Here is a 23486-nt window from a genome sequence, read left to right as displayed (position 1 = left end):
AAGGGGTACGCAGTAAGCGGCACAGGACCTACCGGCCCAAAGGGATAAACGGGTTGGCCGTAGAACCCTCGCGCTACACCAACCACAACCGTAGATCGTTCAGTCGCGCTTAGCCCCAGCGGGTTTTGACGCTGGAGACCGGTGGTCCGCCCTACCACTGACACCGCTACGGGGAGGTGGAACGGGGTGGCGGTAAGCCCAGGCTCCGGCTGCGGTCAGCCGCACCCACTGTTCACCTGTAGGTCCACCGCGTGCGGTGATGCTGGTGAGCTGAGGAGAAGGCCCCCAGCACATGAGTGACCTGGGAGCCCTTCGTCGATTCGGCTACTTGGTGGAGGCGTGTAGAAGCGCCGTCCACTCTGTGGTCGGGAACTCAAGGTGCCCGGCGTCGCGGTTCTGGGTGTCGCGCACGGCCGACCCCTGAGCGAAGTCAGCGACCTCGACACAGTTGTCAGTTCGGCCTCCGCTGTAGCTGCTCTTGCGGAAGGTGAGTTCGGTGGTGTGGGGGTGCATGTGTGGGACCTCCGCTGGGGGTGGGGGACACGGACTGCTTCCTACACAGTCCTGCCCACCTCTGCGCCTCATGCTCAGAGGAGAACGTCCCGAGTCTCTGTCCAGCACCGGACACTCACGCTTGCTTCCCCCATCGTAGGGCGGAGGGGCACTGTGTCTGCGGGAATAGGCGAAGGGCGCCGGACGAGCTCCGGCGCCCTTTTCTCTTGCCTGTACTACCGCGCGGTACGCACACCGGCGAGTAGAGCTGTCCACTCGAGTGCGGGGACCTCCAGGTGACCGGAATCCGGGTTCTGCGAGTCACGGACTGCCGAGCCGCCGAGCAGATCGGCGACCTCGACACAGTTGTTCCGCTCGCTGTAGCTCGACTTGCGGAAGTCCAGGCCATCGGTCGGGAATAGGTTCTTCGTCATGTGGGTCCTAGATCAGGTTCTTCAGGATCTGAAGGGATGCTTCAGGGTAACGCGCTGAGGCGCGGACGTGGTCGAAGAGTCGCGCGTAGCGGTCCAGCTCCTCGGCATCTTCGAGGTACAAGCCGTCCGTGTCCGTCTCCAGGTAGACCACCGGCCTCACCTCGGGCGCGAAGTCAAGGATGACGAACGGCCCGTTCAGGCCAGCGTGCATCCCAGAGGCGAATGGCAGAACCTGAAGCGTCACAGTGTTGTCCGCTTCGGCGATCTCGATGAGGTGCTCCACCTGCTCCTGGCGCACGTCTTCGCGCTGGATTCGCATGAGCGCGGCCTCGTCGATCACGACCCACAACTCCGGGGCGTCGGCCGACGTGAGGATGCGTTGACGGTGACGGCGGGTTTCGATGGAGCGCTCGATGTCGGGCGGACTCTGGAAGAGAGCTGCCCGCATGACGCTTTCGACGTACAGGGGTGTCTGGAGTAGCCCTGGAATCCGCGCGAGCTCGTAGGTGCGGATTCGGCTGGCTTCACCCTCGAACGCGACGAAGTCGTCGGTGAACACGTCACCGTACTTTGACCACCAGCCCAGTTCCCGGGCCTGCCGGGTGAGGTCGAGGATCGCTTCGCGTCGGCGCTCGTCCGTGACGGCGTACACGTCAAGGAGTCCACGGATCTCCATAACGGTCGGCTTCAGCCGCACGCCGCTCTCGATGTTGCTGATCTTGCCCATCGACCACTCAGTCGCCTCGGCGACTTCCTCGATGGTCTTCCCCGCTTCGAGACGGGCTTTCTTGATCTCGACTGACAGGCGACGTCGTCTGATCGACCTGCGGGTGTCCGCCATATCGCCTCCTGGAATCCCCTGCTCTCGACCTCGGATGGTACGGGCGGCGTCGGGACTACGCGAATCGCTCATCTGTGAATCTTCCGCTCATGAAGACAGGGTCACTGAAAGCATCTTGCATGAAGCAATGTGCCATGAAGCCTTGAAAATCTGAAGCTTCAGGGTGACACTGGTTCCACATATTCTTGCCGGACTTTCCCATCCGGCTTCCCGTACCGGAGGTGTGCGCTGATGGCGCCCCGTTACCTGAAACTCTGTGAGCTGGCGTGTACGCGCTACCTCGCGTCTGAGGCGATGCGTCGCCGTCGCCCTAGGCAGGCGGCCCGTGTGCGGGCCTTCGCCGCGAACCCCCGCCGCCACCACCCATCCCGCTCCTGGAACCCTGTGATCCCCTCTCCCCGCAGGCCGATCGACGCGGTGCCGGTGGAGGTCTTGCGGGCCGTCCTGGCTGGGTTGCGGCGTTTGGTGGTGGTCCCGTGAGGCCCGCTCCGCCGTTCTCGCCCGAGTTGGCTCGCCGTGAGGTGGTGGCTCCGGTGGCGAGTTTCATCAAGCCGTTCCACTCGCACTACTTCTCCCGCACCGTCGGACCCCCCTACCGCAAGCGCCAGTACTCCTTCGCCGGACTCCCCGGCCTGATGCCTCTGGTCCGCGCGTTCCTGGACACCAGCGCAGCGGAGCGGTGTGAGGAGTTCCAGTTCCTGTTCACCCTCCTGGGCAGCGAGTTGGCGAACAACGCGATCGCCCACTCACGGTCGAGCGAGCGGGGCAGTACGTACACGTTGACGGTGGATCGGGGTGCTAAGGGGATGACGTTGATCTGCCGTGACCAGGGCAGCCGTCTGCCGCAGGAGAAGGGCAACTTCACCGCCGCCACGTTCGAGGAGATCGAGGCGGGCACTGCGACGGGTCGGGGGTTGGCGCTGATCGATGCTCTTGCGGACCGGTGGGGCGACAACGGCGACCCGAAGTTCCGCCAGGTGTGGTTCTTCCTGGCCTACGACCTCACGGACAACCCGTGGATGCAGATCGACACCGAAGGCACTGACGACGCCGAGGACATCGGCAAGAACGAGGTGGAGTGCTGATGTTGGACATCGACACCAGGGACCTGCTCGAAAGCGCCGAAAACGCCCTCACCGCACCCGCACACCTGACCCCCGCGCAGGAGGACGTGTGGCACAACCACACCCTCCGAAACCGCATCCCCCTGATCCAGGAGGCGCTGCGGATCGCCCGCGAAGAAGGCGACGCCGAACGGGCCATGCAGTTGATCGACCAGGCGGTGCATGACTACCCCGCCCCCACCCGGATTCCCGGAAACAGGCCGGTCCCGGGGTCCCGGCTGCTGGCTCAGCGCCACCGCGCCGACCACGACGACCCGGAACCCCCGACCGCCGCCTGAGCGCTCCGCATCGCCCGAAGGCGTTCACGAAAAAGGCTCTGGCGGGTGCGCTAACACCCCCAGAGCAGGCCGACAACCCAGCATCCTTGAAGAGAAAGCAGATTGCCGACATGGCCATTGTGCCGCACACCCCTGCCCTGAACCACACGAACAACCCTCCAGGTAATGGGCTGCGGTGGGAGTGCCGGGTCTACCCCGGACAGCTCTCCCACACCAGCCAGGTCCGCTCGGACCTGGACACCGACCTCAACCGCCTGCTCGCTCTTCCGAGCCAGGTGCGGGAGGAGATGGTGTTGTGCGTCAGCGAGATGTTCGCCAACGCCTGCGAGCACTCCCGCTCGGGTCAGGACCCGGACGGCAGGGTGGTCCGCACCCTGGAAACACCGGTCCCGGGCCTGGTCCGGATCTCGATCATCGACGACGGCACCCGCACCGACACCACCACCGGCTCCCTCCCGAGGGTTCCGCGCAGGCGGACCAAGCACGAGTGGGAGCAGGCCGAACGCGGAAGGGGTCTGCTCATGGTCGGTGAGCTGGCGTCGAAGTGGGGGTTCCGGCCGGTGCTGGACTTCCCCTTCTGCGAAGGGCTGGGCACCGTCATCTGGGCCGAGTTCACCCTCCCGGCCTTGGCCACCGTTGGCGGTACCCGATGACGGCGCAGGTCAGCGCTCAGGTGCGGTCGGTTCTGACCGCCCCGCGAGGCCACCGCTTCACCCGACCGGCCGGGCGCCCCCTGCGGGCCCTCCCGGTTCCGCCGAAGGCACCCCAGGCGAAAGCACCCCAAGCGGAGGCTTCCCGCTCGGAGATGCCCTGGGAAGAGACCCACCAGGCCCGACAGGAACGCCTGCTGCGCCAGATGCACGGCAACCCCCGGGTCGCCTACATGCTCCAACACGGACCGGTCCCGCACTGGGTCAAGGTCGCCCGCCAGCACCGTGAACAGAAGGCCCGCGAAGCCCGACAGGCCGCCGCCGACGCCCGAGCCGAGCTGACCGAGACGGAACCGCAGCCCACCGCACGCACCCGGGGCCGTCACCGGGCACCGCGCCGCTGGTGGGGCTGGCCCGCCACCGCCCTCGGAACCGTCCTCCTCCTCGGACAAACCGCCATGGAAACCCTCGGAGCGAGCCTGGCCCCCGACATCGGCATCCCGATCTGACTCAAGAGGAGGGTCGCGCCCGGTGAGGTCACCGGGCTCCACGCCGGCCCGTGGCTCCGGAGGCCGGGCTTGGCCGTCTGGGGAGGTTCCGACCGTGGTCGGGGCCTCCCCTTCGTTCGTCCGTGTCCGGACCCGATGTGGTGTGCGATTGACGATGGTGTGTGTCGCACACTATCGTGTGAGTCATGAAGGACGACGAGCTGCTGTCCGGACACCTCCAGGAACTCCGGAGGGGCACGGTCGTGCTGGCCTGCCTCGCCACCCTGGGTCGGCCCCACTACGGCTACGCCCTGCTGGAAACCCTGGAGAAGGCCGGGTTCCCGGTGGATGGCAACACCCTGTACCCGCTGCTGCGGCGGCTGGAGAAACAGGGGCTGCTGACCAGCGAGTGGAACACCGAGGAGGCGCGGCCGCGCAAGTTCTACCAGGTCAGCCCGCAGGGGCGGACGGTGTTGGAACGGATGTCGCACGAATGGCGGGTGCTGGACGACGCGATCAGCGCCCTAGGACAGGGAGAACCCCGTGAGTGACCAGACCAGATCCACCCTCACCGACCGCTACGTGTGGTCCGTGACCCGCCACCTGGGCCCCGACACCGGCCCGGACGTGGCCCGCGAACTGCGCGGCTCCATCCAGGAACGGGAGGCCCTCACCGAGCTGGGCGACCCGGACCAGCTCGCCCGCGAGTACGGCGAACGCCCCCGGTACCTCATCGGCCCCGGCGTGTACCCGGAGTACGTCCGTTTGCTCCGGGCGCTCCTCGCGGTCCTGCTGCCCCTCACCCTCGCCCTGGTGCTGATCGAAGGGTTCGTCTCCGCCTCCTCCGACCCCGGCGACGTCGTCCTGGGCCCCCTCGTGGCGCTCCTGGCCGTCACCGTGCACGTCAGCTTCTGGGTCACCCTGGCCTACGCGGTCATCGAGTGGGCGCGTCCGGCCGACGCCCGGGACCGGCCCCTCCTCGCCTGGGACACCGCCCAACTGCCCGAGGAACCGGCACGCGGGGTCGGCGCGGGGGAGAGCCTCCTCCACGCGGCCGTCACCGTCCTGATGATCGCGCTCCTGGCCTGGCAGCTCACCGGCGTCTCCAACCCGGACACACAGCTACAGGTTCTCAACCCCGACCTCTCCCTGCTTTGGGGCGCGCTGCTGGTCGGACCGTTCCTGGTCGAGGCCGTGGTGCTGCTCGCCGCCTGGCGGCTCGGCCGCTGGACCCCGGCGCTGGCCGTGGGCAACGTGCTCGCCAGCGCCACCTGGGCGGTGGTCGCCGTGTGGCTGCTCCTGCGCGGCGACCTGATCGTCCCCGACCTCCCCGAGCGGATCGGCGCGGTCTTCGGCGTCGCCGCCGACTGGTCGGTGGCGCCCCTCCCGCTCGCGGTCGCGGTGATCGCCCTCAGCGCCTGGGAGATCGTCTCCTGCCTGCGCAGGTCCCTCCGGTCCGGGGCCGCACCGGCCTGACCCGCGCCCCGCGCACGCGAAAGGGGCCCGAACGGACGACTCCCCTCGGGAGCGCCCGCTCGGGCCCCTCGTCGTCTGACCGCCTGCACCCGGTCAGCCCCGCCCGTGGGCGGTGTTCGTTACAGCAGGAACAGGCCGAGCACCCACACCGCGACGAAGGCGGCGACACCCTCGATGAGGGTGGCCAGGGTGAGGGTCCGGTACGCGGTCGCGACCGGGATACGGCTCAGCTGCGAGACGACCCAGAAGTAGGAGTCGTTGGCGTGCGAGACCACCATCGCGCCCGCGCCGATCGCCAGCACGGACAGGACCATGCCTTCCGTTGAGGCCAGACCCAGCGAACCGAGCATGGGGGCGAGCATCGCGGACGTGCTCACGATCGACACCGTCGAGGAGCCCTGCGCGGTCTTGAGCGCGGCGGCGATCAGGAACGGCACCGCGAGGCCCAGACCCAGGTTGCTCAGGCTCACCGAGAGGAAGTCGGTGAGCGGCGAGGCGGCGAGCACGCCACCGAAGGCCGCACCGGCACCGGTGATGAGCAGGATCGGACCGGCCAGGCGGACGGCGTCGTACATCTGCTCGTTGAAGCGGGCGAGCTTGCCGTGGCCGCGCAGCAGCGTGACGGAGGCGAGCAGGCCGATCGCCAGGGCGATCACCGGGGTACCGACGAAGGCCAGGATCTCGAACGCGAAACCGTTGCCGATGGGCCGCGACGGCAGCTGCACGATCGAGCCGACGCAGATGAGGATCAGCGGCAGCAGGATCGGGAAGAACGCCAGGAACCCGTTGGGCAGGCGGCCGTAGCTCGCCCGCAGCTCGTCGTAGGACTGGTCGGAGATGTCGGTCTCGGTCTCGGCGGGCAGCGGCGTGAACTCCTTGCGGGAGTGCAGGCTCGCGAAGACCAGACCGGCGATCGCGGCGACGAGGGCGACCGGCAGACCGAGCATGATGATCATGCCGAGGTCGCTGGTGACACCGAGGTTCTCGGCGGCGGCCAGCGGACCCGGAGTCGGCGGGACCAGGGTGTGCGTGGCGTACAGACCGGTCATCAGCGCGATCGAGGTGGCCAGGGCGGACACCCCGGTGCGCACCGTGATGGCCTTGCGCAGCGAGTTCAGGATGACGTACCCGGAGTCACAGAACACCGGGATGGAGACGATGTAGCCGATGAGGGACATCGTCAGGTTCGGGAACCGGGTGCCGAGGACCTTGATCAGGCCCTCCGCCATCGCGATCGCGGCGCCGGAGCGCTCCAGGACCACACCGATCATCGTTCCGAAGAGGATGACCAGACCGATGTTGCCGAGCGTGCCGCCGAACGAGGCGGTGATGGTCGGGACGATCTCGGCCAGCGGCAGCCGGTACATGAAGGCGCCGAGGATGGCGGCGCCCATCAGGGCGAGGAAGGGACTGATCTTCCACCTGGCGGTGGCGAGCACGATGCCCACCACGAGCAGGAGGAGGATGGCGAGGTTAATCACGGAAGTTGTTCCTTAGCGAAGGCCGGGACGAGATCAGACCGGCCGGGTGGGGAGGATGACGCGACAGCAGTTGAACGCCGTCCAGGTGATGGCGGAGACGGCCCCGTCCCGCATCTCGTCCAGGGTCCGGGGGCCCTGGGCGATCGAGAACGCCGCCGTGATCCCGGAGCGGCGGAGCTCGTCGGGACCGACGGACACACTTCCGGCGATCACCACGACGGGCACGTTTTCGGGGGTGAGGCGGCGGACTGCGTCGACGACCTTCCCGCCCAGGGACTGGCTGTCGAAGCGGCCCTCGCCGGTGAGGACGAGGTCGGCGCGGGAGAGCAGCTCCTGCGCCCCCAGGACCTCGGCGACCATGCGGGAGCCGGGCAGGACCTCGGCTCCGAGCAGGGCGCTGAGGGTCACGGGCATGCCGCCGGCGGCGCCCATGCCGGGCACGTCCCGCAGGTCGTCGCCGGTGCTCTTGGCGAGGACCTCGGCCAGCCGGTCCAGGCCCGCGTCGAGCACGCGCACGTCCTCGGGGTCGGCGCCCTTCTGCGGACCGAAGACGGCGGCGGCGCCGCGCGGGCCGACCAGCGGGTTGGTGACGTCGCACGCCACCCGCCAGCGGACGGAGCGGGCGCGCGGGTCCAGCCGGTCCAGGTCGAGGGAGGCGAGATCGCCGAGGCGGCCGCCCCCGTCGGACAGCTCCGCGCCGTCCGCGTCGAGGAAGCGCACACCGAGTGCGCTGAGCATGCCGGTGCCGCCGTCGGTGGAGGCCGAACCGCCGATGCACAGGAGGATCTCCACGACACCCCGGTCGAGCAGCTCGGTGACGATACGGCCGACCCCTCGACTGCTCGCGGCGCGCGGCCGGAGGGGGACGTCGGCGACGCCGGGCAGGCCGTTGGCCTCGGCGGCCTCGATGACTCCGGTGGTGCCGTCGGGCGAGACGCCGAAGCGGGCCCGGGTGGGGCGGCCGAGGGCGTCGGTGGTCTCCACCGAGAGCGGTTCCGTGCCCCAGGCGCCCAGCAGGGCGTCGAGGGTGCCCTCGCCGCCGTCGGCGAAGGGCAGGGTGGTGACGGAGACGGGCAGTCCGCGGTCGGCGTAGGCGTCGCGGACCCCGCGCGCCATCGCCTCGGCGACCTGGACGGCGGAGGCGCTCCCCTTGAACGAGTCGGGAATCACCACGACCCGGGTGGCCGGGGGCGCGTCGGCGGCCTCGTCATGCTCATGCAACTCGGTGGACATGAGCGAGATCATAGAATTCGGTTCGGTGCATTTCGACGGTGGAGCGCCCTGTCTTCCTGGGGCTTTATGTCGGAATTATATGCGAAATGCCCAGTGCTGCCTCCGCGTACAGGCACATGTGCACTGTGGTGAGGTGATCCGGGCGTCGGATGTCCAGGCCAGTGGCCTCACGAACCCGGTCCACGCGCTGGAGCAGTGTGTTGCGGTGCACGAAGACGGCGTCGGAGGCCTCGCGCATGGAGACGGCCGACGCCATCGCGAGGACGGTCCCGCGCTGCGCCGGACTCAGGGCCGAGGTGCGCGCGGACATGCGGGCCAGGGTCCGCCGGGGCAGGTGGGCCACGGACACCGCGATCTCCCGCGACCACGGGCCGGGGCGCTCGATGCTCGGGATCAGCCCCGCGTACCGGCACAGCGCCCGCGACTCCTCGGCGTAGGACATGAGCGCGTCCACGTCGTCCGTGGCCGGGGTGCGCGTGTGGCGGCTGTCCGGGGGCAGCTCCAGTGCGTCGGCGGCCGGAAGACGGCCGGTACCGATGACCCACAGCGCTCCGTGCAGGACGGCCGCCCGCCGCCCGCTGCGCGAGTTCACCCTGGCCGCGGCGGCCTCCGCCAGCTGAGGGGGAGCGACCCCGCCGCCCGGCCTCGGGGCGGCGGCCGCCCACAGGGCCAGCGACCACGGCGGGGCGAGCCCGGCCGCCGCCAGCCGCGCACGGGCGTCGTCCGAACGCGTCGTCCCCGAGCTCAGCGCCGCCACCAGATCGCGGCCTTCGGTGTGCCGCCTGCTCACGGCGTCCTGCTCGTACTCCTGGGAGATGAGCAACTGCACGGTGAGCGCCACCACCCGGGCCAGGTCCTCCACCTCGCGGGGGTTGCCGGTGACCCCGACGACCCCGCGCAGCTCGCCGTCGATCACCAGCGGCTCGTTGGCGCCCGGGCGGTCGGAGGTGCCCGGTTCGGGCACCGTCACCAGCACGCTGCGCCGTTCGGCGATCACCCGCTGCGCCCCGTGGTGCAGGCTCCCGACCCGCGACGGGTCCATGCACGCGATGATCGTGCCGTGCTCGTCCATCACGTTGATGTTGTGGCTGATGGTCGGCGCGATGACGTCGACCACCCGTTGGGCGAGTTCGCTGCTCAGCGGCGCCCGCCGACGGTCTCCGGTCATGTCCGCAAGCCTAACGGCGCCGGTGCCGGAAAGGGGTGTTCCGTGTCCCTTCCCGGTGATGGGTCCGCCCTCGCCACGACCGCGCGCGAAGCCCCGTTCCCATGGGCTTCGTGACGACGCTCGGTGTCCCGGACCGGCTCGGGACACCGCGCGGAGCCGCTCCCCCGGCAGGGAGGGATCGGGCTTCCCGTGTCCGAGACCCCGTCCCGACGGTGCCCGAGGAGGGCCGTGTGCGTCACCTGGAGGACTTCATGCCGCGCGCGCAACGAGCCCGACGCGGGTTGACCGCACGCCCTCACCGGATCGGGCCGCGACGGCGGCCCCGGGCCCAGCGGGCCCACAGCAGAGCCTGGGTCGCGGGGACGGCCAGGGAGACCGCCACCAAGGCCGCGCCGAAGAGCCACTCCCGGGAGCCGTCCGGGCCGTAGACGCGGCTGGAGGCACCCGCGTCCGTCGCGGGGACGGGTTCGCCCACCCGGCAGGTCGCGGGCCCGGCGGCGTGCAGGTCGACGTTCCTGACAGGCCCGCCGTCGTTCGCGGCGAAGGTCCCGGCGCAGACGCACGACGTGTGTCCGGGATGCCGTACGCAGGAGAGGTCGCTGGCGGTGAACGTTCCCTGGACACCCTCGCCCCGGGCGGCCCTCAGCCCCTGGTCGACCCCGGCCAGGCCCACGTACGCCAGGGTCGCGGCCAGCACCATCAGGACCAGTGTGAACGCCACGGAGGGGCGTCGGGCGGCCTCGGCGCCCCTCGCGGCACGGTCACCCTCCTCGGGGCGGTCACCCTTCTGGGCACGGTCACCTTCCTCGGGGCGGGCGATCCGCAGGGCGAGCGGCGCCGCCAGCGCGCACAGCGCCGCCGCGACCAGCCACACCGCGCCGTACCCTCCGGTCAGGTCCCGGACGAGACCGCCGAAGACGGCCATGGCCCCCGCGCCCGCCTGGTGCGCGGCGCCCACCCAGCCGAAGACGACGGCCCCGTCCGCGCCGAAGACTCGGCGGCACAGCAGGATGGTCGGAGGCACGGTCGCCACGTCCAGGAGCCCGAACACCACCACGAACGCGACGATCGCCACCCCCGCCTCCGGTCCCAGCAGCGCGGGCAGCGACACCAGCAGCAGCCCGCGCCCCCCGTAGTAGAGGGCCAGCAGGAGGCGCGGGTCGACCCGGTCGGTCAGCCACCCGGACAGCACCGTGCCCGCCAGGGAGAACACACCGACCGCCGACACCAGCGCGGCGGCCGTCGTCACCGCCATGCCCTGGTCGCGCGCGGCCGGGACGAAGTGGGTCCACAAGAGACCGTTGGTGCTGGCGCCGCAGACCGCGAACGTCGCGGCGACCACCCAGAACCGCCGGTCCCGCGCCGACGCGTACAGGACCCGCAACGCCCGTGTGGCGGCCCCCCGCTCCGGTGCGGGCCGGGGCACGTCTTCCGTGGCCCCGTACGGACGCAACCCCAGATCGGCGGGGTGGTCGCGCAGGACCAGGGCCACGAGGAGCGCCGTCACCGTGGCGGTCAGGGCCAGTGTGACCACGGCCGGGCGCCACCCCTGCTGGTCCACGATCCACGCCAGGGCGGGCAGGAAGACCAGCTGGCCGAAGGCGCTCGCCCCGGTCAGCGCACCGACCACCAGGCCCCGCCGCCGCGTGAACCAGTGGTGCGCGACCGTCGCGGCGAAGGTCATCGACAGGGAACCGGTGCCCGCGCCGACCAGGAACCCCCAGTAGAGGGTCAGCTGCCAGGACGCGGTCATCAGGGTGGTCAGCCCGGCTCCCGCCACGACCACCGCCAGCGCGGCCACGGCCACGCGGCGGAGGCCGAACCGGTCGGTCAGGGCGGCCGCGAACGGCGCGACCAGGCCGTAGAGGAGCATGTTGACGGACGCGGCCAGGCCGATCGATCCGCGCGACCACCCGTACTCGTCGTGCAGGGGTTCCATGAGCAGACCGGGCACGGCGGCGAAGGCCGCCGCGGCCACGATGGTCAGCCCCGCGACGAGGGCCGTCACCCAGGCGCGGTGGACGGTCACGCGACGGCGCCGGGCACCGGCGGGGCGCGGAGGACTCGGTGTGTCGGTGGTGTGCGGCATGGTTCCAGCCTCGTGTCCGGAGCCGGAAGCGGACAGTGGCCGAAATGACAACAAACGAAAGAATCAGGCCATAGGATCGGGCGCATGAGCGTCTTCGTCCACCCCGGCCGCCACCGCGTGGCCGTGTTCGTCCGCCACGGGGTGCTGCCCATGGAGGCCGGGATCGTCCACCGTCTCTTCGGCCGCGCCCGCACACCGGACGGGCGGCCGCCCTACGAGGTGGTCACCTGCGCCCTGGAACCCGGGGTGGTCACCACCGACACGGACCTCACCCTCAACGTCCGCCACGGCCCCGAAGCCCTCGACGAGGCCGACACCGTGGTCCTTCCCGCCGCCGAGGAGGACTACGGGGAACGCCCGCACGACCCGGTCCGCCCCGCGCTCGCCGCCGCCCTCGCCCGGGTCGGGGCGCGGACGCGGGTGGCCTCCGTCTGCTCGGCGGCGTTCGTGCTCGCCGCCGTCGGCCTCCTCGACGGCTGCCGGGTCACCACCCACTGGATGTCCGCCGGGTACTTCCGCGCGATGTACCCGGGCGTCGAACTCGACCCGGACGTGCTCTACACCGACAACGGGCGCGTGCTCACCTCGGCGGGCGTGGCCTCCGGCACCGACCTGTGCCTGCACATGATCCGTACCGACCACGGCGCCGCCGTGGCCAACGAGGTGGCCCGCAACACCGTGGTGCCCCCGCACCGCGACGGCGGGCAGGCCCAGTACGTGCGCCTGCCGGTGCCCGCCCCGGAGCGGTCCTCCACCGGCCGCGCCCGGGAGTGGGCCCAGAACCACCTGCACCTCCAGCCGAGCCTGGCCGACCTCGCCGAGCGGGAGGCGATGAGCGTGCGCACGTTCACCCGCCGCTTCCGGGAGGAGACCGGACTGTCACCGGGACGCTGGCTCGCGCTGCGCAGGCTGGACCTGGCCCGCGAGCTCCTGGAGGGGACGGACCTCCCGGTGGAGCGGGTCGCGGAACGGGCCGGGTTCGGCAGCGCCGTCTCCCTGCGCCAGCACGTGCACGCCGAGCTCGGGGTCTCGCCCAGCGCCTACCGCCGCACCTTCCGGGGGCCGGGAGGCGTACCGGTGCGCCCCTGAACCCCCGGTCCTCGCGGGCGCGGGTCGTCGTGGACGTGGGCACTCGTGGACGTGGGCACTCGCGGGTGCGGTCCGTCGTGGGAACGGACCAGTGCGGGCGCGGGTCGCGGCGCGCCGGTTCGCGAACGCGTGCGGGATCGGCGGCGAGAGTGGGCATGATGCCGACATGGATCGAGTCCTGCCCCCGACGTGGCGTCCGGCCAGCGAGGCCGACCTGGAGGCGGCCCTCAACGAGGGCGCGTTCACCGAGACCCCCAAACGTGAGGCCAAACAACAGCTCAGAGGCTCCAAGGACCAGGCCAAGGACATGGCGTCCTTCGCGATCGACGGCGGGCTGATCGTGGTCGGCGTGCGCGAGGTCAAGGCGGAGGGGCGGTTCGCGCTGGCGCCGGTCGCCTGGGTCGACCAGATCCTGGAGACCCCGGCCCGGATCGCCGCCTCCGCCTGCGACCCCCCGCTCCAGGTGTCGGTGGAGTGGCTGGAGAGCGAGCGCCCCGGGCACGGCTACCTGCTCATCGAGGTGCCCGCCTCCCCGCTCGCCCCGCACATGGCGGGCGGCGCCTACTACGGTCGCGGCGACCGGGAGAAGCGGCGCCTGTCCGACGCCGAGGTGGAGCGGCTCATCCGGGCCAGGGACACCTCGCTGGACGTGGTGCGCGCCGCCCTGCGCGAGCGGGTGGACAAGGACCCCTTCCCCGAGGGGACGCTGGCGCACCTGCACCTGGTGGCGCTGCCCTCACGGCGCGTCCCCGGGATGTTCAAGGCCTGGACGGCCGCGGAGGACGCCCGCCCGCTGCTGTTCGACCTCGTCCGCGACGGGGTGACGCGGCGGACCAGGGACCGGGCCGGACCGGCGTCCCGGGTGTCGCCGGTCCTCGGGGAACTCGCCTCGGGGTTCCGCACCGCCGGAGGGGTGGGGATCGCGAGCCAGCTCGCCACGTCGTCGATGGTGGTCCGGGAGGAACGCGACCTGCGCTTCGTCGTCCGCGAACGGGGAGAGGTGTCGCTGTACTGCGGACGCGCGGCGGCCCGGACCGACGGCCGGTACCTGTTCTTCGACGGAGCCCTGGCCTACCGGGTGCGGGCCTTCCTCGACCTGCTCGGCAGCCTCTCCGAGGACGCCGGGTACGGCGGCGGGTGGGACGTGGGGGTGGCGGTCACCAACACCCACGGGATGTCCGCCTGGGGCGGGGAGAACGGTTCCGCTCCGGGGACGGAGTACGACGCCGACCGCTACGAACAGGTCACCCGGGTGCCCCGGCTGGAGCTGGAGAAGCCCGGCAGCGCCACCGACCGCCTGGTGGGAGAGCTGCTGCGGTCGCTGGGCAACGCCTCGGCCCACACGGACCTGCTCACCGACCCGGAGTGAGCCGGGCTGGTGAGAGGACGCGGGCGCGCGTCGCACCGGGTCACAGGAGCCACACCGTGGCCGCGAGAGAGCCGAGGAAGGCCGCCCCGGCGAGCACCTGCCGGGTCCGGTGCGCGTCGCGGAGCTGCGGCGCGGTGCGCGTCGACAACAGCAGGTACCCGTCGGGGGAACTCGCGACCACGGCCTCCCCGTTCCAGCCGTACGAGACGCCGCTGACCAGCAGACGGGTCCCCGGCGGTACCGACCACTCCCGGTAGGAGCGGCCGGCGGCGGAGTGCTCGTACCCGGCCGCCCCCGGCTCGCCTCCGGCCACCCGGCACCCGGGCGCGCCCTCCTCCAGGGAGTCGGCCACGAAGGAGTCGTGGGTACGGGCGACCCCGTCCGCCACGGCCCCGCGCGGATAGCACCACGCCCTCCCCGTCCTGTCCTGGAGACGGAAGGGCGCATCGCTCTGTTCCGCCGCGACCAGGGTCGTGCGCAGCCGCGCGTAGCGGGAACGCTCGTCCGGTCGGTGCTCCCACACCTCGGTCCGGTACCAGACGCACCCGGCCCCGGAGTAGGGCGCGGTCAGCGGCCCCGAAACCCCGGGGACGGCGTTGCCGTCGACCACGATCGCCGTACCGGAGCGGGGGAGGTCCCGCAGCGGGGGGTCCTGGGCGCCGTGCGGCCTCAGGACCCCCGCGCGGGCGCGCGTCACCCGGGCGAAGAGCAGACCGGTGAGCACGCTGGCCAGCAGGGACAGGAGCTGGAACGCGGTGCGCGCCCCGCCGACGAACAGGTCATCCATGGTCGCGACCTCCCGCACCGGTGACCGGCACCCGGCCACCGGCACGGAATGCGGTCAGCCCCCCTCCCCGTCGCTCGGGCCGGTCTCGGCGAGGTCGTCGCGCCTGGTCGCGGGAGACAGGGGAGTTCCCGCCAGGTATCCGGCGCGCGCCAGGGCGTTGCCCCCCACCGCGGCGGTGGCCAGCTGCACCAGCAGCGCCAGCCCGATCTTGAGCGCGTTCTCCACCGAGGGGAACCACAGCAGCAGACCGAGCATGAGCAGGGGGACGCCCAGCCCGGCGGCGATCGACACCCCGTGCAGCCGCGAGTAGAAGTCGCGCAGGCGCACGAGGCCCAGGGCCCCCACCGCGAAGACGGCCGCCCCCGCGACCACACAGGCCACGGCCAGCGTCTGGAGCGTGGTCATCGTTTGCCTCCGGAGATCAGTCGGGCCAGGGACAGGGCGGACAGGAACCCCACGAGCGCGCACACCAGCACGATGTCGACCACTAGCGCGGAGTCGATACGAAGGCCGAGGGCGACGACGAGTCCGACGAAGCCGAGGAAGACCACGTCGGCCCCGGCCGCCCGGTCGGCCCCCCGGGGGCCCGTGAGGATGCGGTGGGCGGCCACCGCCATGGACACCCCAAGCAGCAGCAGGGCGATGTCGACGGGATGCATCAGGAGTCCTCCCCCTGGTCGGTGCCCCTGGGCCCGTCGGCGCGCGTCAGGCTCAGGAGGTAGTCCTCCATCTGGCGGATGTCGTCGAAGAAGGCCGGTTCGTCGGCGGTGAACATGCCGTGCACCCACAGGGTGGGCGGGTCCGTACGGGTGGCCACGGTCACCGTTCCGGGGGTCAGGGAGACCATGTTGGCGACGGCCGTGATCTCCAGGTCGGTGCGGCAGCGCAGCGGCACCTCCAGCACCGCCGGAACCGACGCGCTGCCGGGGGTGAGGACGTCCCGGGCGACCTGCCACGTGGCGGTCACCACCCGGGCGCCGTAGAAGAACGGGAACCACACGAGCCGCAGGGCCCTGCGCGGGTAGGAGGTCATCGGTTCGTCACCGCCTCGACGTAGGTGGAGGTGTCCAACAGGTGGGCGGCGGCCTGCGCGCTCAGGTCGAGCAGGACCTGGGCGCCCAGACCGACGACGAGGGTGACGCCGGTCAGAGCCACGGCGGGCAGCACCAGGCCGGTGCGCATCCTCGTGGGGGCCGGAGCCGTCGGGGCCGTCACGCCCCCTTCACCGGACAGGGCGATCCCGGTGGCGGGGACGGACCCTGGTCCGGGCCCCGCTCCGGAGCCGGTCCCGGACCCCGGATCGGGACCCCAGAACACCGAACCCCAGATCTTGAGCATCGACATCAGGGTGATGAGGCTGACGGCGACGGCGATCGCGGCGACCGCCCACTGACCGTCGTCGAGCGCGGCCGCCACCAGGGTGAGCTTGGCGACGAACCCGGAGAAGGGCGGCAGCCCGGCCAGGGACAGCGCCGCGCCCAGGAACGCGAACGCTAGCAGCGGCTCCCGACGCGCCAGCCCGCCCAGCCGGTCGAGGGCGCCCGTGCCGTGCGTGTGCTCGACGGCACCGGTGGACAGGAACAGGGACGCCTTCACCACCATGTGGTGGACGAGGTAGAAGATGCCCGCCACCAGCCCCAGTTCGGTGAACAGGGCCACGCCGAGCAGGATGTAGCCGATCTGGCTCACCATGTGGAAGACCAGGATCGAGCGGGTGGTGTTCTCGCCCACCGCCCCCAGGACGCCGATGAGCATGGTCGCCGAGAACAGCACCAGGCCCACCCACAGCAGCGAGGCCTCACCGTCGAACACCACGGCGTAGAGGCGGTAGATCGCGTAGATGGCGACCTTGGTGTGCAGCCCCGAGAACAGGGCGGTCACCGCGGGGGAGGGCGCCGTGTACGTGCGCACCAGCCAACCGTGCACCGGCACGACGGCCGCCTTGACCGCCATCGCCAACAGCACCACACCCATGGCGACCGCGACCACCGGCGACTCCTTCGCCGCCCCGGCGAGCTCGCCCAGCTGCACGGTCCCGGCGGTGCCGTAGACCAGGGCCACGCCCGCGAGGAACACGGTCGAGGTCAGCAGGTTGAGGGCGACGTAGGTCCGCCCCCCGCGCAGGCCGCGCAGTGTCCCGGCGATCGCCATCAGCCCGTAGGAGGGCAGCAGCATCACCTCGACGAACACGAAGAGGTTGAACAGGTCGCCGGTGAGCAGGGCGCCGTACACCCCCGCCGACAGAACCAGCACCAAAGTCGGGAGGAAGCGGCGTTCGGTCTCGCCGGTGGCCACGGCGAAGGCCGAGCACACCAGCACCAGCAACGCGGTGGTGGTCACCATCAGCGCGGCGAAGGTGTCGGCGACGAAGGGGATGGACACCCCGGCGGGCCACAGGCCCACCTGGTGGGCGTACACCTGTCCCTCGCGGGTGGCCCAGAGCAGCGCGGCGCCCGCCGCGAACGCGAACCCGCTGGTCCCCAGGAACAGCGCGCGGGCCAACGGCCGCGCGAGGGGCAGGACCAGCAGCGCGGCGCTCAGGAGCGGCACCGCGACCAGTACGGGCAGGAGAACGGGGATCATGAGGCGTCCTCGGTGTCGTCGCCCTCACCCGTCGCGGCGAGAGTGAGCATGTAGATGGTGATGGAGAAGGCGATGACGATCGCCGTGAGCACGAACGCCTGCGGTAGGGGGTCGGCCATGTCGGCGACGGAGCCCTGCCCCAGCAGCGGCGCGCCCCGCTGGAAGACCCCGCCCGCCGACATCAGCAGGAGGTTCGCTCCATGGCTGAGCAGGACGAAGCCCAGGACGACGCGGACCATGCCGCGTTGCAGGATGAGGTAGACGGCTCCGGCGATCAGGACGCCGATCGTGAGGGCCAGGGTCATCGGGTTCCTCCGGTGGCCGGATCGTGCCGGACGGTGTCGGGTGCGCGGTGTGCCTCGGCCTGGAGGGGTCCGACCCGGCCGCGCCGGGGCATCCCCAGCTGGTTGAGCGCGGTCAGCAGCACGCCGACCACGGCCAGGTAGACACCCACGTCGAAGACGAGCGCGCTCGTGAAGTGGTAGTAGCCGCCCCACGGCAGCGGGATCTCCGCGTGCAGGGGCCGCAGGAAGGAGCCGTCGGCGTACCCGAGCAACCCGGTGACGGCGGCGGTGAGCACGCCCGCGGCGATGAGGACCGGGTAGGCCAGGCGGATACGGGCGGCCGACGCGCTGGGCGCCGCCAGGTAGGCCAGGGCGAGGGCGGAGCCGCCGACCAGGCCGGAGATGAACCCTCCGCCCGGCGCGTTGTGCCCGCGCATCAGCAGGTAGACCGACCACAGCACCAGCAGCGGGACCAGCCAGCGCGCCACGGTGCGCATGATCACCGTGTTGTCGACGGAGTTCCAGACCGGGCTGGAACCCGGTGCCGCCGACGCGGCCCCGCCGTTCGAGAGGAGGCCGGACGACCGCAGGACCGCGATGATGATCAGACCGGCCACCCCCAGGACCGTGAGCTCGCCCAGGGTGTCCAGGGCCCGGTAGTCGACCAGGATCGTGTTGACCACGTTGGTCCCGCCGGTGTCCTCGGGCGCGTTGGCGAGCAGGTGCTCACTGACGGCCGAGGGCTCCCTACGGCCCGTCAGCAGGTAGGCGCCCAACGCCGCCACGGTCCCGGCGGTCAGCGCGATCACGGCGGTGACGGCCGTGCGCGAGCGGCTGACCCGGTGGAACTCCCGGGGGAGCCGACGCAGGACGAGGACCGCCACGACCACCGTCAGGACCTCCACCAGCAACTGGGTCAGGGCCACGTCGACGGCGCCGAGGAACACGAACCACAGGGCGGTGGCGAACCCGGCCACGCCGACCAGCGCCAGGGCGGCCATCCGCGAGCGGGTCACCACCGAGGTGAGCACCGCGACCGCCGTCAGCGCCACCAGGAGCCAGTCCAGGGCCCGGGAGGTGGGGGCGGGCGAGACCCCGTAGTCCAGGCCAAGCCCGGACACCACGGCGGCGAGCACCGCCAGCAGCACGAACGGCACGACCAGGTGACGGGTGGGCGCGTCGGTACGGGTCAGGTCGCCCACGCGTCTGCCGAGGGCGATGACCCCCGCGTGCGCGTGCTCGAAGACGGCCGTTCCCCGGACGGGGAGCAGCCGGTACCCGGAGATCCGCTCCCCGCACCGCGAGGCCCAGGTCACGAGCGCGCCGAGGAGCACGGCGGCCGCCGACATCCCCAGCGCCGGGTTGAGCCCGTGCCACAGGGCCAGGCCCGCGTCGGCGGGGGCCAGGGCGGCGTCCCCGGCGGCCCGGCCGATGGCCGGGTTCAGCGCGGTGACCGCCAGCCCCAGGACCAGGCCCGCCCCGGCGGCGACCACGGGTGCCGCCAACAGCGCCACACCGCCCTCACGGGGCGGCTCCACCCCCGGACGGCGCCGGTCACCGCCCCCGAAGGCCATGTACACGAACCGGAAGGCGTAGGCGAAGGTCAACGACGCGGCGACGACCGCGACCGCTCCGGCCACCGGCCCGGCCCAGACGGGCCCCGGCGCGTGGAGCAGCGCCTCGAACAGGTTCTCCTTGCTGACGAACCCCAACAGGGGCGGCACCCCCGCCATGGACAGCGCGGCCAGCGCGCTCACCGTCGCGGTCACGGGCATCGTCCGGCGCAGACCGCCCAGCTCCCGCAGGTCGCGGGTCCCCGTCTGGTGGTCGATCACGCCCACCGACATGAACAGGGCGGACTTGAACAGCGCGTGCGCCACGGTGTGCACGGCGGCGGCGACCAGCGCCTGCGGGGTGCCCACACCGATGACCGCGACGAGGAACCCGAGCTGGCTCACCGTGGAGTAGGCGGTGAGTTCCTTCAGGTCGTCGCGTTGCAGGGCCAGGACCGCGCCGAGCACGGCGGTGGTCAGACCCACGACGACCAGGGTCGTGCCCCAGACGGCGTTGTCGGTGAAGGCGGGGGAGAACCGCATCGCCAGGTAGACACCGGCCTTGACCATCGCGGCCGCGTGCAGGTAGGCGCTCACCGGGGTGCTCGCGGCCATGGCGTCGGGAAGCCAGTAGTGGAAGGGGAACTGGGCCGACTTGGTGAACACCGCGACGATGACCAGCACGGCCAGGACGGTGGTGAAGACGGTGTCCTGGGTCCAGGACGGGTCGGCCAGGATCTCGCTCAGGCGGGTCGTGCCGGTGCGCACCCACAGGAGCACCACCGCGGTCAGCAGCGCCAGACCGCCCATGGCGGTCAGCAGGAACGTGCGGATCGCCGGCCGGACCGCCCCCGGCCCGGACAGGCCGATCAGGTAGAAGGAGCAGATCGTGGTGAGCTCCCAGAACACGAAGAGCAGGACCACGTCGTCGGCCAGGACCAGACCGGTCATCGCCAGCGCGAAGGCGCTCATCAGGACGTAGAAGCCGGTCCGGCGCCCGGGCGGGAAGTAGCGCGTGGAGTAGGCCATGACCAGCGCGCCCACGCCGAGTACGAGCACGCAGAACAACCAGGCCAGGCCGTCCATGCGCAGGTGCAGCCCCACGCCGAGCGCGGGCATCCAGGGCAGCGACGCCTCCAGCACGCGGTCGTGGTTCCACAGGGGCGGGCCCTGGGCGAGGACCCACAACGCGGCCAGGGCCAGCACCAGGGCGACCGGCCACCCCGTGGCACGGCCCAGCAGGCGGTCCAGCAACGGGACGAACAGGGTGATGGCGGTGAGTACGACAAGGAGGAGGATCAGCAGCACGCCGCTGTCCTTTCAACGGTTGCGCCCCGGTCCCCGGGCGTGTGCGGGCACACGTCGGAAACGGCCGTACCCGCGCAGGGGCGGAGCACGGTCGGCGTTGGTGAACAGGGGTGAAGGAGGGCACGCCACACGTGCCCCGGGGCACGACGGTGAGCGCGAGGTCGCGACGCCTACGTCAGGGACCGGGCACGGGTGTGGAGCGGCGCGGTGCCTGACCGGCGCGCGGACACGCGACGATCGTCATGCGGAGAAGAGAAGACGCCTCGACGGAGGCGGAGGGGTCAGCTGCGTCCGGGCGGGCAGGAGCTGAGCTCACCGTGGGCGTTGGTGCCCCACGAGGTGGAGTAGCCGTTGGTTCCCAGGGGGTAGGGGTTGCGCACGAGCACCTTGAGGCGCTCGGCGAAGCGCGAACGCCCCACACGGGAATAGGCGGGCAGAGCACGGTAGGACGCGTGCTCCGCGAGAGAGGACGAACGAGGATGCGTCGAGGTGATCGCGGTCACCGACGGGGACATCACGACACCTCCTCAGACAACTCGGAACATCACAGCGCGCCCGACTCTACCAGCAGCCGGTTCGCGCGCACCAGAGGAGGCCGCGGCGCGCGCGTGGGACGGCGCGTCGGGGGCCGGTCGCGGAGCGCGCGGCCCCTACCGGGCCGGGGTGTGGGATGCCAGGACGACTGAGGGCGGGCCGACGCCCCACACCGACCGAAGGGGCCCGACATGGTCAGCAGGTTCACGGAGCTCGCGATCGACTGCGCCGATCCGCAAGCGCTCGCCCGGTTCTGGTGCGCGGTCCTCGACTACCAGGTGCGTGACGACCGGCCGGAGGAGGGGTTCGTGACCATCGGTGGCGCCGCCGGTGTGGAGGGCACGGAGGGGCCCGGGCCTGTGGCCCCGGTGCTCACGTTCGCACGCGTGCCGGAGGGCAGGGTGGTCAAGAACCGGCTGCACATCGACGTGAACCCCGCCGACCGCGACCAGGACGCGGAGGTCCGGAGGCTGGTCGGGCTGGGCGCCCGCCACGTCGACGTGGGTCAGGGCGACGCGAGCTGGGTGGTGCTCGCCGACCCGGAGGGCAACGAGTTCTGCGTCCTCGCGACCCGCCGCCCCTGAGGGGGTGTCCGGAGCGGTCCGGTCCGCCCTCGAACCGCCGTCCCGGGCCGGAGGGCCGGGGGCGAACCGGGGTCGATGTCTGAGCGCGCGAGGGAGTCGTCAGAATCCGCCGGGCGCCCGAGTGGGGACACGGTGCGAAACGGAATCCGGACCGGATGGACAGGGCGGCGGGCTCCCCGGCGGTTCGGGTGGTTCACCAGACCTTGCACCGCCTTCGCCTCCCCGACCTCGCCACTCAATGGAACCGGGTGGCGGTCGCGGCGGGTGGCCGTGACCGGACGCCGCGACCGCCCACCGCTGCGGTAGAGTTGACCCGGCGACGGCCGGGAGCGGGCTCCGGGTCGAAGCGCGGGCCTCTAGCTCAATTGGCAGAGCAACGGACTTTTAATCCGTGGGTTCAGGGTTCGAGCCCCTGGGGGCCTACTCGATCCATTTCACTGTGGCGAACCTGCTCCTCGGCTTTCGTTGCGCGCTCTCGTGGCGGCCACAGGGGCCTCGTGGTGAGTACACGCTCTGGTGCGGGAAGAAGTGAGGCCCAGGGGGCCTCACCCCTTCCCTTCCTTGTCCTGGCGCGATCACCGCGCGGCTACACGGAACTCAGTACTGGTGGAGTCGGCGCAGCTTCGGACGCGTGCGCAAGACGACGTACACAGCGGTCCACACCACGGCCACGATCAACCCGATCAGGACGCCCCGCCCGAATTCCTGGAGGATCGACGCCTGCTCACCCCCATAAGCCATGACGAAGCAGAACGCCACGAAGAACGCCATGGGAAAGTGGAGGACCGCCTGCGTGATGTAGCGGAACCGCCGATCGCGCACCATTCTCACACCGACACCGACACCACCGGCAGCGATACCTCCGGTCGTGCGTACGGCGCCGACGAAGGCGTCGGCCGGGGCGTCGACCACACGTCCGGCGATACGGCTCATGTCCTGCTCGAACTGGGCGTTCGCTCTGGCTCTGGCAATGTCGTCCTCCAGGCCGGTCACCCGGTACCCGCCGTGGAAGTTGTCCCTGCTGATACGTGCCATGATCGGTTTTCCTACTCCTTCGAGTAGCTCTCGCCATTCCAGCGGTGCTGGTCGGGGATGGAGACGCTTCCGTCGTCGCGGACGGACGCTGTGAGGGAGCCGTGGCGGCTGAACCGATGAGGGTCAGATCGGTACTGGACGGTGACCACGTGCCGTTTTCGTCGCGTCGCACACCCTCGACCTCGTCATAGGCCCCGGTGTGAACGCGTTCGCCGCCGGGCTCGAAGACGGGCACGGTATGTCCGGCGGTGCCGAAGTAGGTGCCCTCGATGGAGTCGCCGCCAGAGCACCCGGCCGGCGCAAGGGCGATGCTGGCAGTGGCAACCGCGGCTGCGGATCAGTTCTCTCGCGTACGCCGACGGCAGCGCGTTCTTCTCCGCGCCGCGGTTATCGTGGTACACGAGGCGAATCTACAGGAAATCACCAGTTCTGGTAGAAGCGATCGAACCCGATACTCCCCGCCTCCATTCCCCGGCCTCGGAAGGCTCGCGTTTCGCGTCATTCCTCTGCCTGGAGTGCGGAATCCAGGCCTGCTCCGACTGGGCGATACCGGCTACGTCGGGCCGCCCGACGTGGTGTTCCGCCGAGCCACACTCCGCCCGTGCC

At 71.3% G+C, this 23486-nt stretch carries 24 protein-coding genes, 1 tRNA gene and 1 pseudogene; 10 read left to right on the top strand and 16 right to left on the bottom strand.

Annotated elements, in window-relative coordinates:
• Positions 1–324 precede the first annotated feature (324 nt).
• From ABZ635_RS07485 to ABZ635_RS07475, 3 genes are all read right to left on the bottom strand, one after another.
• Complete coding sequence (locus ABZ635_RS07485) at positions 325–513, bottom strand: DUF397 domain-containing protein (protein WP_357760402.1); 189 nt, start codon at positions 511–513, stop codon at positions 325–327.
• Positions 514–728: 215 nt separating this feature from the next.
• Positions 729–926, bottom strand: a complete 198-nt coding sequence (locus tag ABZ635_RS07480) for a DUF397 domain-containing protein (protein ID WP_357760400.1) — start codon at positions 924–926, stop codon at positions 729–731.
• Positions 927–933: 7 nt separating this feature from the next.
• Positions 934–1767, bottom strand: a complete 834-nt coding sequence (locus ABZ635_RS07475) for a helix-turn-helix transcriptional regulator (RefSeq protein ID WP_357760398.1) — start codon at positions 1765–1767, stop codon at positions 934–936.
• 533 nt (positions 1768–2300) lie between these two features.
• On the opposite strand from ABZ635_RS07475, the gene ABZ635_RS07470 reads away from it, so the two are divergent.
• The 6 genes from ABZ635_RS07470 (at position 2301) to ABZ635_RS07445 (ending at position 5783) form a co-directional block, all read left to right on the top strand.
• Complete coding sequence (locus ABZ635_RS07470; RefSeq protein ID WP_357760396.1) at positions 2301–2852, top strand: ATP-binding protein; 552 nt, start codon at positions 2301–2303, stop codon at positions 2850–2852.
• Positions 2852–3169, top strand: coding sequence for a hypothetical protein (locus ABZ635_RS07465; protein WP_357760393.1), 318 nt, complete (start codon positions 2852–2854; stop codon positions 3167–3169). Before ABZ635_RS07470 ends, ABZ635_RS07465 begins: the two co-directional genes overlap by 1 nt.
• A 110-nt stretch (positions 3170–3279) precedes the next feature.
• The gene (locus tag ABZ635_RS07460; protein WP_357760390.1) at positions 3280–3822 is read left to right on the top strand and encodes an ATP-binding protein; all 543 of its coding nucleotides are present in this window, start codon (positions 3280–3282) and stop codon (positions 3820–3822) included.
• A 152-nt stretch (positions 3823–3974) separates the two neighbouring features.
• Complete coding sequence (locus ABZ635_RS07455; protein WP_357760387.1) at positions 3975–4328, top strand: hypothetical protein; 354 nt, start codon at positions 3975–3977, stop codon at positions 4326–4328.
• Positions 4329–4513: 185 nt separating this feature from the next.
• Positions 4514–4858 carry a PadR family transcriptional regulator gene (locus ABZ635_RS07450; protein WP_357760384.1) on the top strand — a complete coding sequence of 115 codons (345 nt, stop codon included), beginning with the start codon at positions 4514–4516 and terminating at the stop codon, positions 4856–4858.
• Complete coding sequence (locus ABZ635_RS07445) at positions 4851–5783, top strand: hypothetical protein (protein WP_357760381.1); 933 nt, start codon at positions 4851–4853, stop codon at positions 5781–5783. Before ABZ635_RS07450 ends, ABZ635_RS07445 begins: the two co-directional genes overlap by 8 nt.
• 119 nt (positions 5784–5902) lie before the next feature.
• On the opposite strand, the gene ABZ635_RS07440 is transcribed toward ABZ635_RS07445, so the two are convergent.
• From ABZ635_RS07440 to ABZ635_RS07425, 4 genes and pseudogenes are all read right to left on the bottom strand, one after another.
• On the bottom strand, positions 5903–7264 hold the full coding sequence (locus ABZ635_RS07440; protein ID WP_357760377.1) for a GntP family permease: 1362 nt from the start codon (positions 7262–7264) through the stop codon (positions 5903–5905).
• A 33-nt stretch (positions 7265–7297) separates the two neighbouring features.
• Positions 7298–8509 carry a glycerate kinase gene (locus tag ABZ635_RS07435; RefSeq protein ID WP_357760374.1) on the bottom strand — a complete coding sequence of 404 codons (1212 nt, stop codon included), beginning with the start codon at positions 8507–8509 and terminating at the stop codon, positions 7298–7300.
• A 52-nt stretch (positions 8510–8561) separates the two neighbouring features.
• Positions 8562–9665 carry a sugar diacid recognition domain-containing protein gene (locus ABZ635_RS07430; RefSeq protein WP_357760371.1) on the bottom strand — a complete coding sequence of 368 codons (1104 nt, stop codon included), beginning with the start codon at positions 9663–9665 and terminating at the stop codon, positions 8562–8564.
• An 811-nt stretch (positions 9666–10476) separates the two neighbouring features.
• Positions 10477–11754, bottom strand: a pseudogene (locus ABZ635_RS07425) (MFS transporter); the annotation flags it as partial.
• Between the two features lie 84 nt (positions 11755–11838).
• Between ABZ635_RS07425 and ABZ635_RS07420 the strand changes: the two are divergent.
• Positions 11839–12843 carry a helix-turn-helix domain-containing protein gene (locus ABZ635_RS07420; RefSeq protein WP_357760367.1) on the top strand — a complete coding sequence of 335 codons (1005 nt, stop codon included), beginning with the start codon at positions 11839–11841 and terminating at the stop codon, positions 12841–12843.
• Positions 12844–13009: 166 nt separating this feature from the next.
• Positions 13010–14212, top strand: coding sequence for an ATP-binding protein (locus ABZ635_RS07415; protein ID WP_357760364.1), 1203 nt, complete (start codon positions 13010–13012; stop codon positions 14210–14212).
• A gap of 40 nt (positions 14213–14252) precedes the next feature.
• Here ABZ635_RS07415 and ABZ635_RS07410 read toward each other — a convergent pair whose 3' ends face one another.
• The 8 genes from ABZ635_RS07410 to ABZ635_RS07375 all read right to left on the bottom strand — a co-directional run bounded on the left by ABZ635_RS07410 (position 14253) and on the right by ABZ635_RS07375 (position 21242).
• Positions 14253–14999, bottom strand: a complete 747-nt coding sequence (locus tag ABZ635_RS07410) for a GIDE domain-containing protein (protein ID WP_357760361.1) — start codon at positions 14997–14999, stop codon at positions 14253–14255.
• 54 nt (positions 15000–15053) lie between these two features.
• Positions 15054–15404, bottom strand: a complete 351-nt coding sequence (gene mnhG / locus ABZ635_RS07405; RefSeq protein ID WP_357760358.1) for a monovalent cation/H(+) antiporter subunit G — start codon at positions 15402–15404, stop codon at positions 15054–15056.
• Positions 15401–15658 carry a monovalent cation/H+ antiporter complex subunit F gene (locus ABZ635_RS07400; protein ID WP_357760355.1) on the bottom strand — a complete coding sequence of 86 codons (258 nt, stop codon included), beginning with the start codon at positions 15656–15658 and terminating at the stop codon, positions 15401–15403. Before ABZ635_RS07400 ends, mnhG begins: the two co-directional genes overlap by 4 nt.
• A complete protein-coding gene (locus ABZ635_RS07395) occupies positions 15658–16032 on the bottom strand; it encodes a Na+/H+ antiporter subunit E (RefSeq protein WP_357760352.1) in 375 nt (124 codons plus the stop codon). Before ABZ635_RS07395 ends, ABZ635_RS07400 begins: the two co-directional genes overlap by 1 nt.
• Entirely contained in the window at positions 16029–17582 is a 1554-nt protein-coding gene (locus tag ABZ635_RS07390) for a monovalent cation/H+ antiporter subunit D family protein (RefSeq protein WP_357760349.1), read from the bottom strand. The genes ABZ635_RS07395 and ABZ635_RS07390 overlap by 4 nt, the downstream gene beginning before the upstream one ends.
• The gene (locus ABZ635_RS07385; RefSeq protein ID WP_357760346.1) at positions 17579–17887 is read right to left on the bottom strand and encodes a cation:proton antiporter subunit C; all 309 of its coding nucleotides are present in this window, start codon (positions 17885–17887) and stop codon (positions 17579–17581) included. The genes ABZ635_RS07390 and ABZ635_RS07385 overlap by 4 nt, the downstream gene beginning before the upstream one ends.
• Positions 17884–20727: a DUF4040 family protein gene (locus ABZ635_RS07380; RefSeq protein ID WP_357760343.1), complete on the bottom strand. Its 2844-nt coding sequence runs from the start codon at positions 20725–20727 to the stop codon at positions 17884–17886. The genes ABZ635_RS07385 and ABZ635_RS07380 overlap by 4 nt, the downstream gene beginning before the upstream one ends.
• Positions 20728–21008: 281 nt before the next feature.
• Entirely contained in the window at positions 21009–21242 is a 234-nt protein-coding gene (locus ABZ635_RS07375; RefSeq protein ID WP_357760340.1) for a hypothetical protein, read from the bottom strand.
• Positions 21243–21452: 210 nt separating this feature from the next.
• On the opposite strand from ABZ635_RS07375, the gene ABZ635_RS07370 reads away from it, so the two are divergent.
• Together ABZ635_RS07370 and ABZ635_RS07365 are read left to right on the top strand one after the other, a co-directional pair.
• Entirely contained in the window at positions 21453–21845 is a 393-nt protein-coding gene (locus ABZ635_RS07370; RefSeq protein ID WP_357760337.1) for a VOC family protein, read from the top strand.
• Between the two features lie 350 nt (positions 21846–22195).
• A tRNA-Lys gene (locus ABZ635_RS07365) sits at positions 22196–22268 on the top strand.
• A gap of 174 nt (positions 22269–22442) precedes the next feature.
• Here ABZ635_RS07365 and ABZ635_RS07360 read toward each other — a convergent pair.
• The gene (locus tag ABZ635_RS07360) at positions 22443–22880 is read right to left on the bottom strand and encodes a hypothetical protein (protein ID WP_357760334.1); all 438 of its coding nucleotides are present in this window, start codon (positions 22878–22880) and stop codon (positions 22443–22445) included.
• Positions 22881–23486: the final 606 nt, after the last annotated feature.

The organism is Nocardiopsis sp. NPDC007018 (genome assembly GCF_040635075.1).
In the GTDB taxonomy this organism is placed as follows: domain Bacteria; phylum Actinomycetota; class Actinomycetes; order Streptosporangiales; family Streptosporangiaceae; genus Nocardiopsis.
The sequence above is the reverse complement of the archived record's forward strand: the minus strand, read 5'-3'. Positions and strand labels throughout refer to the sequence as shown.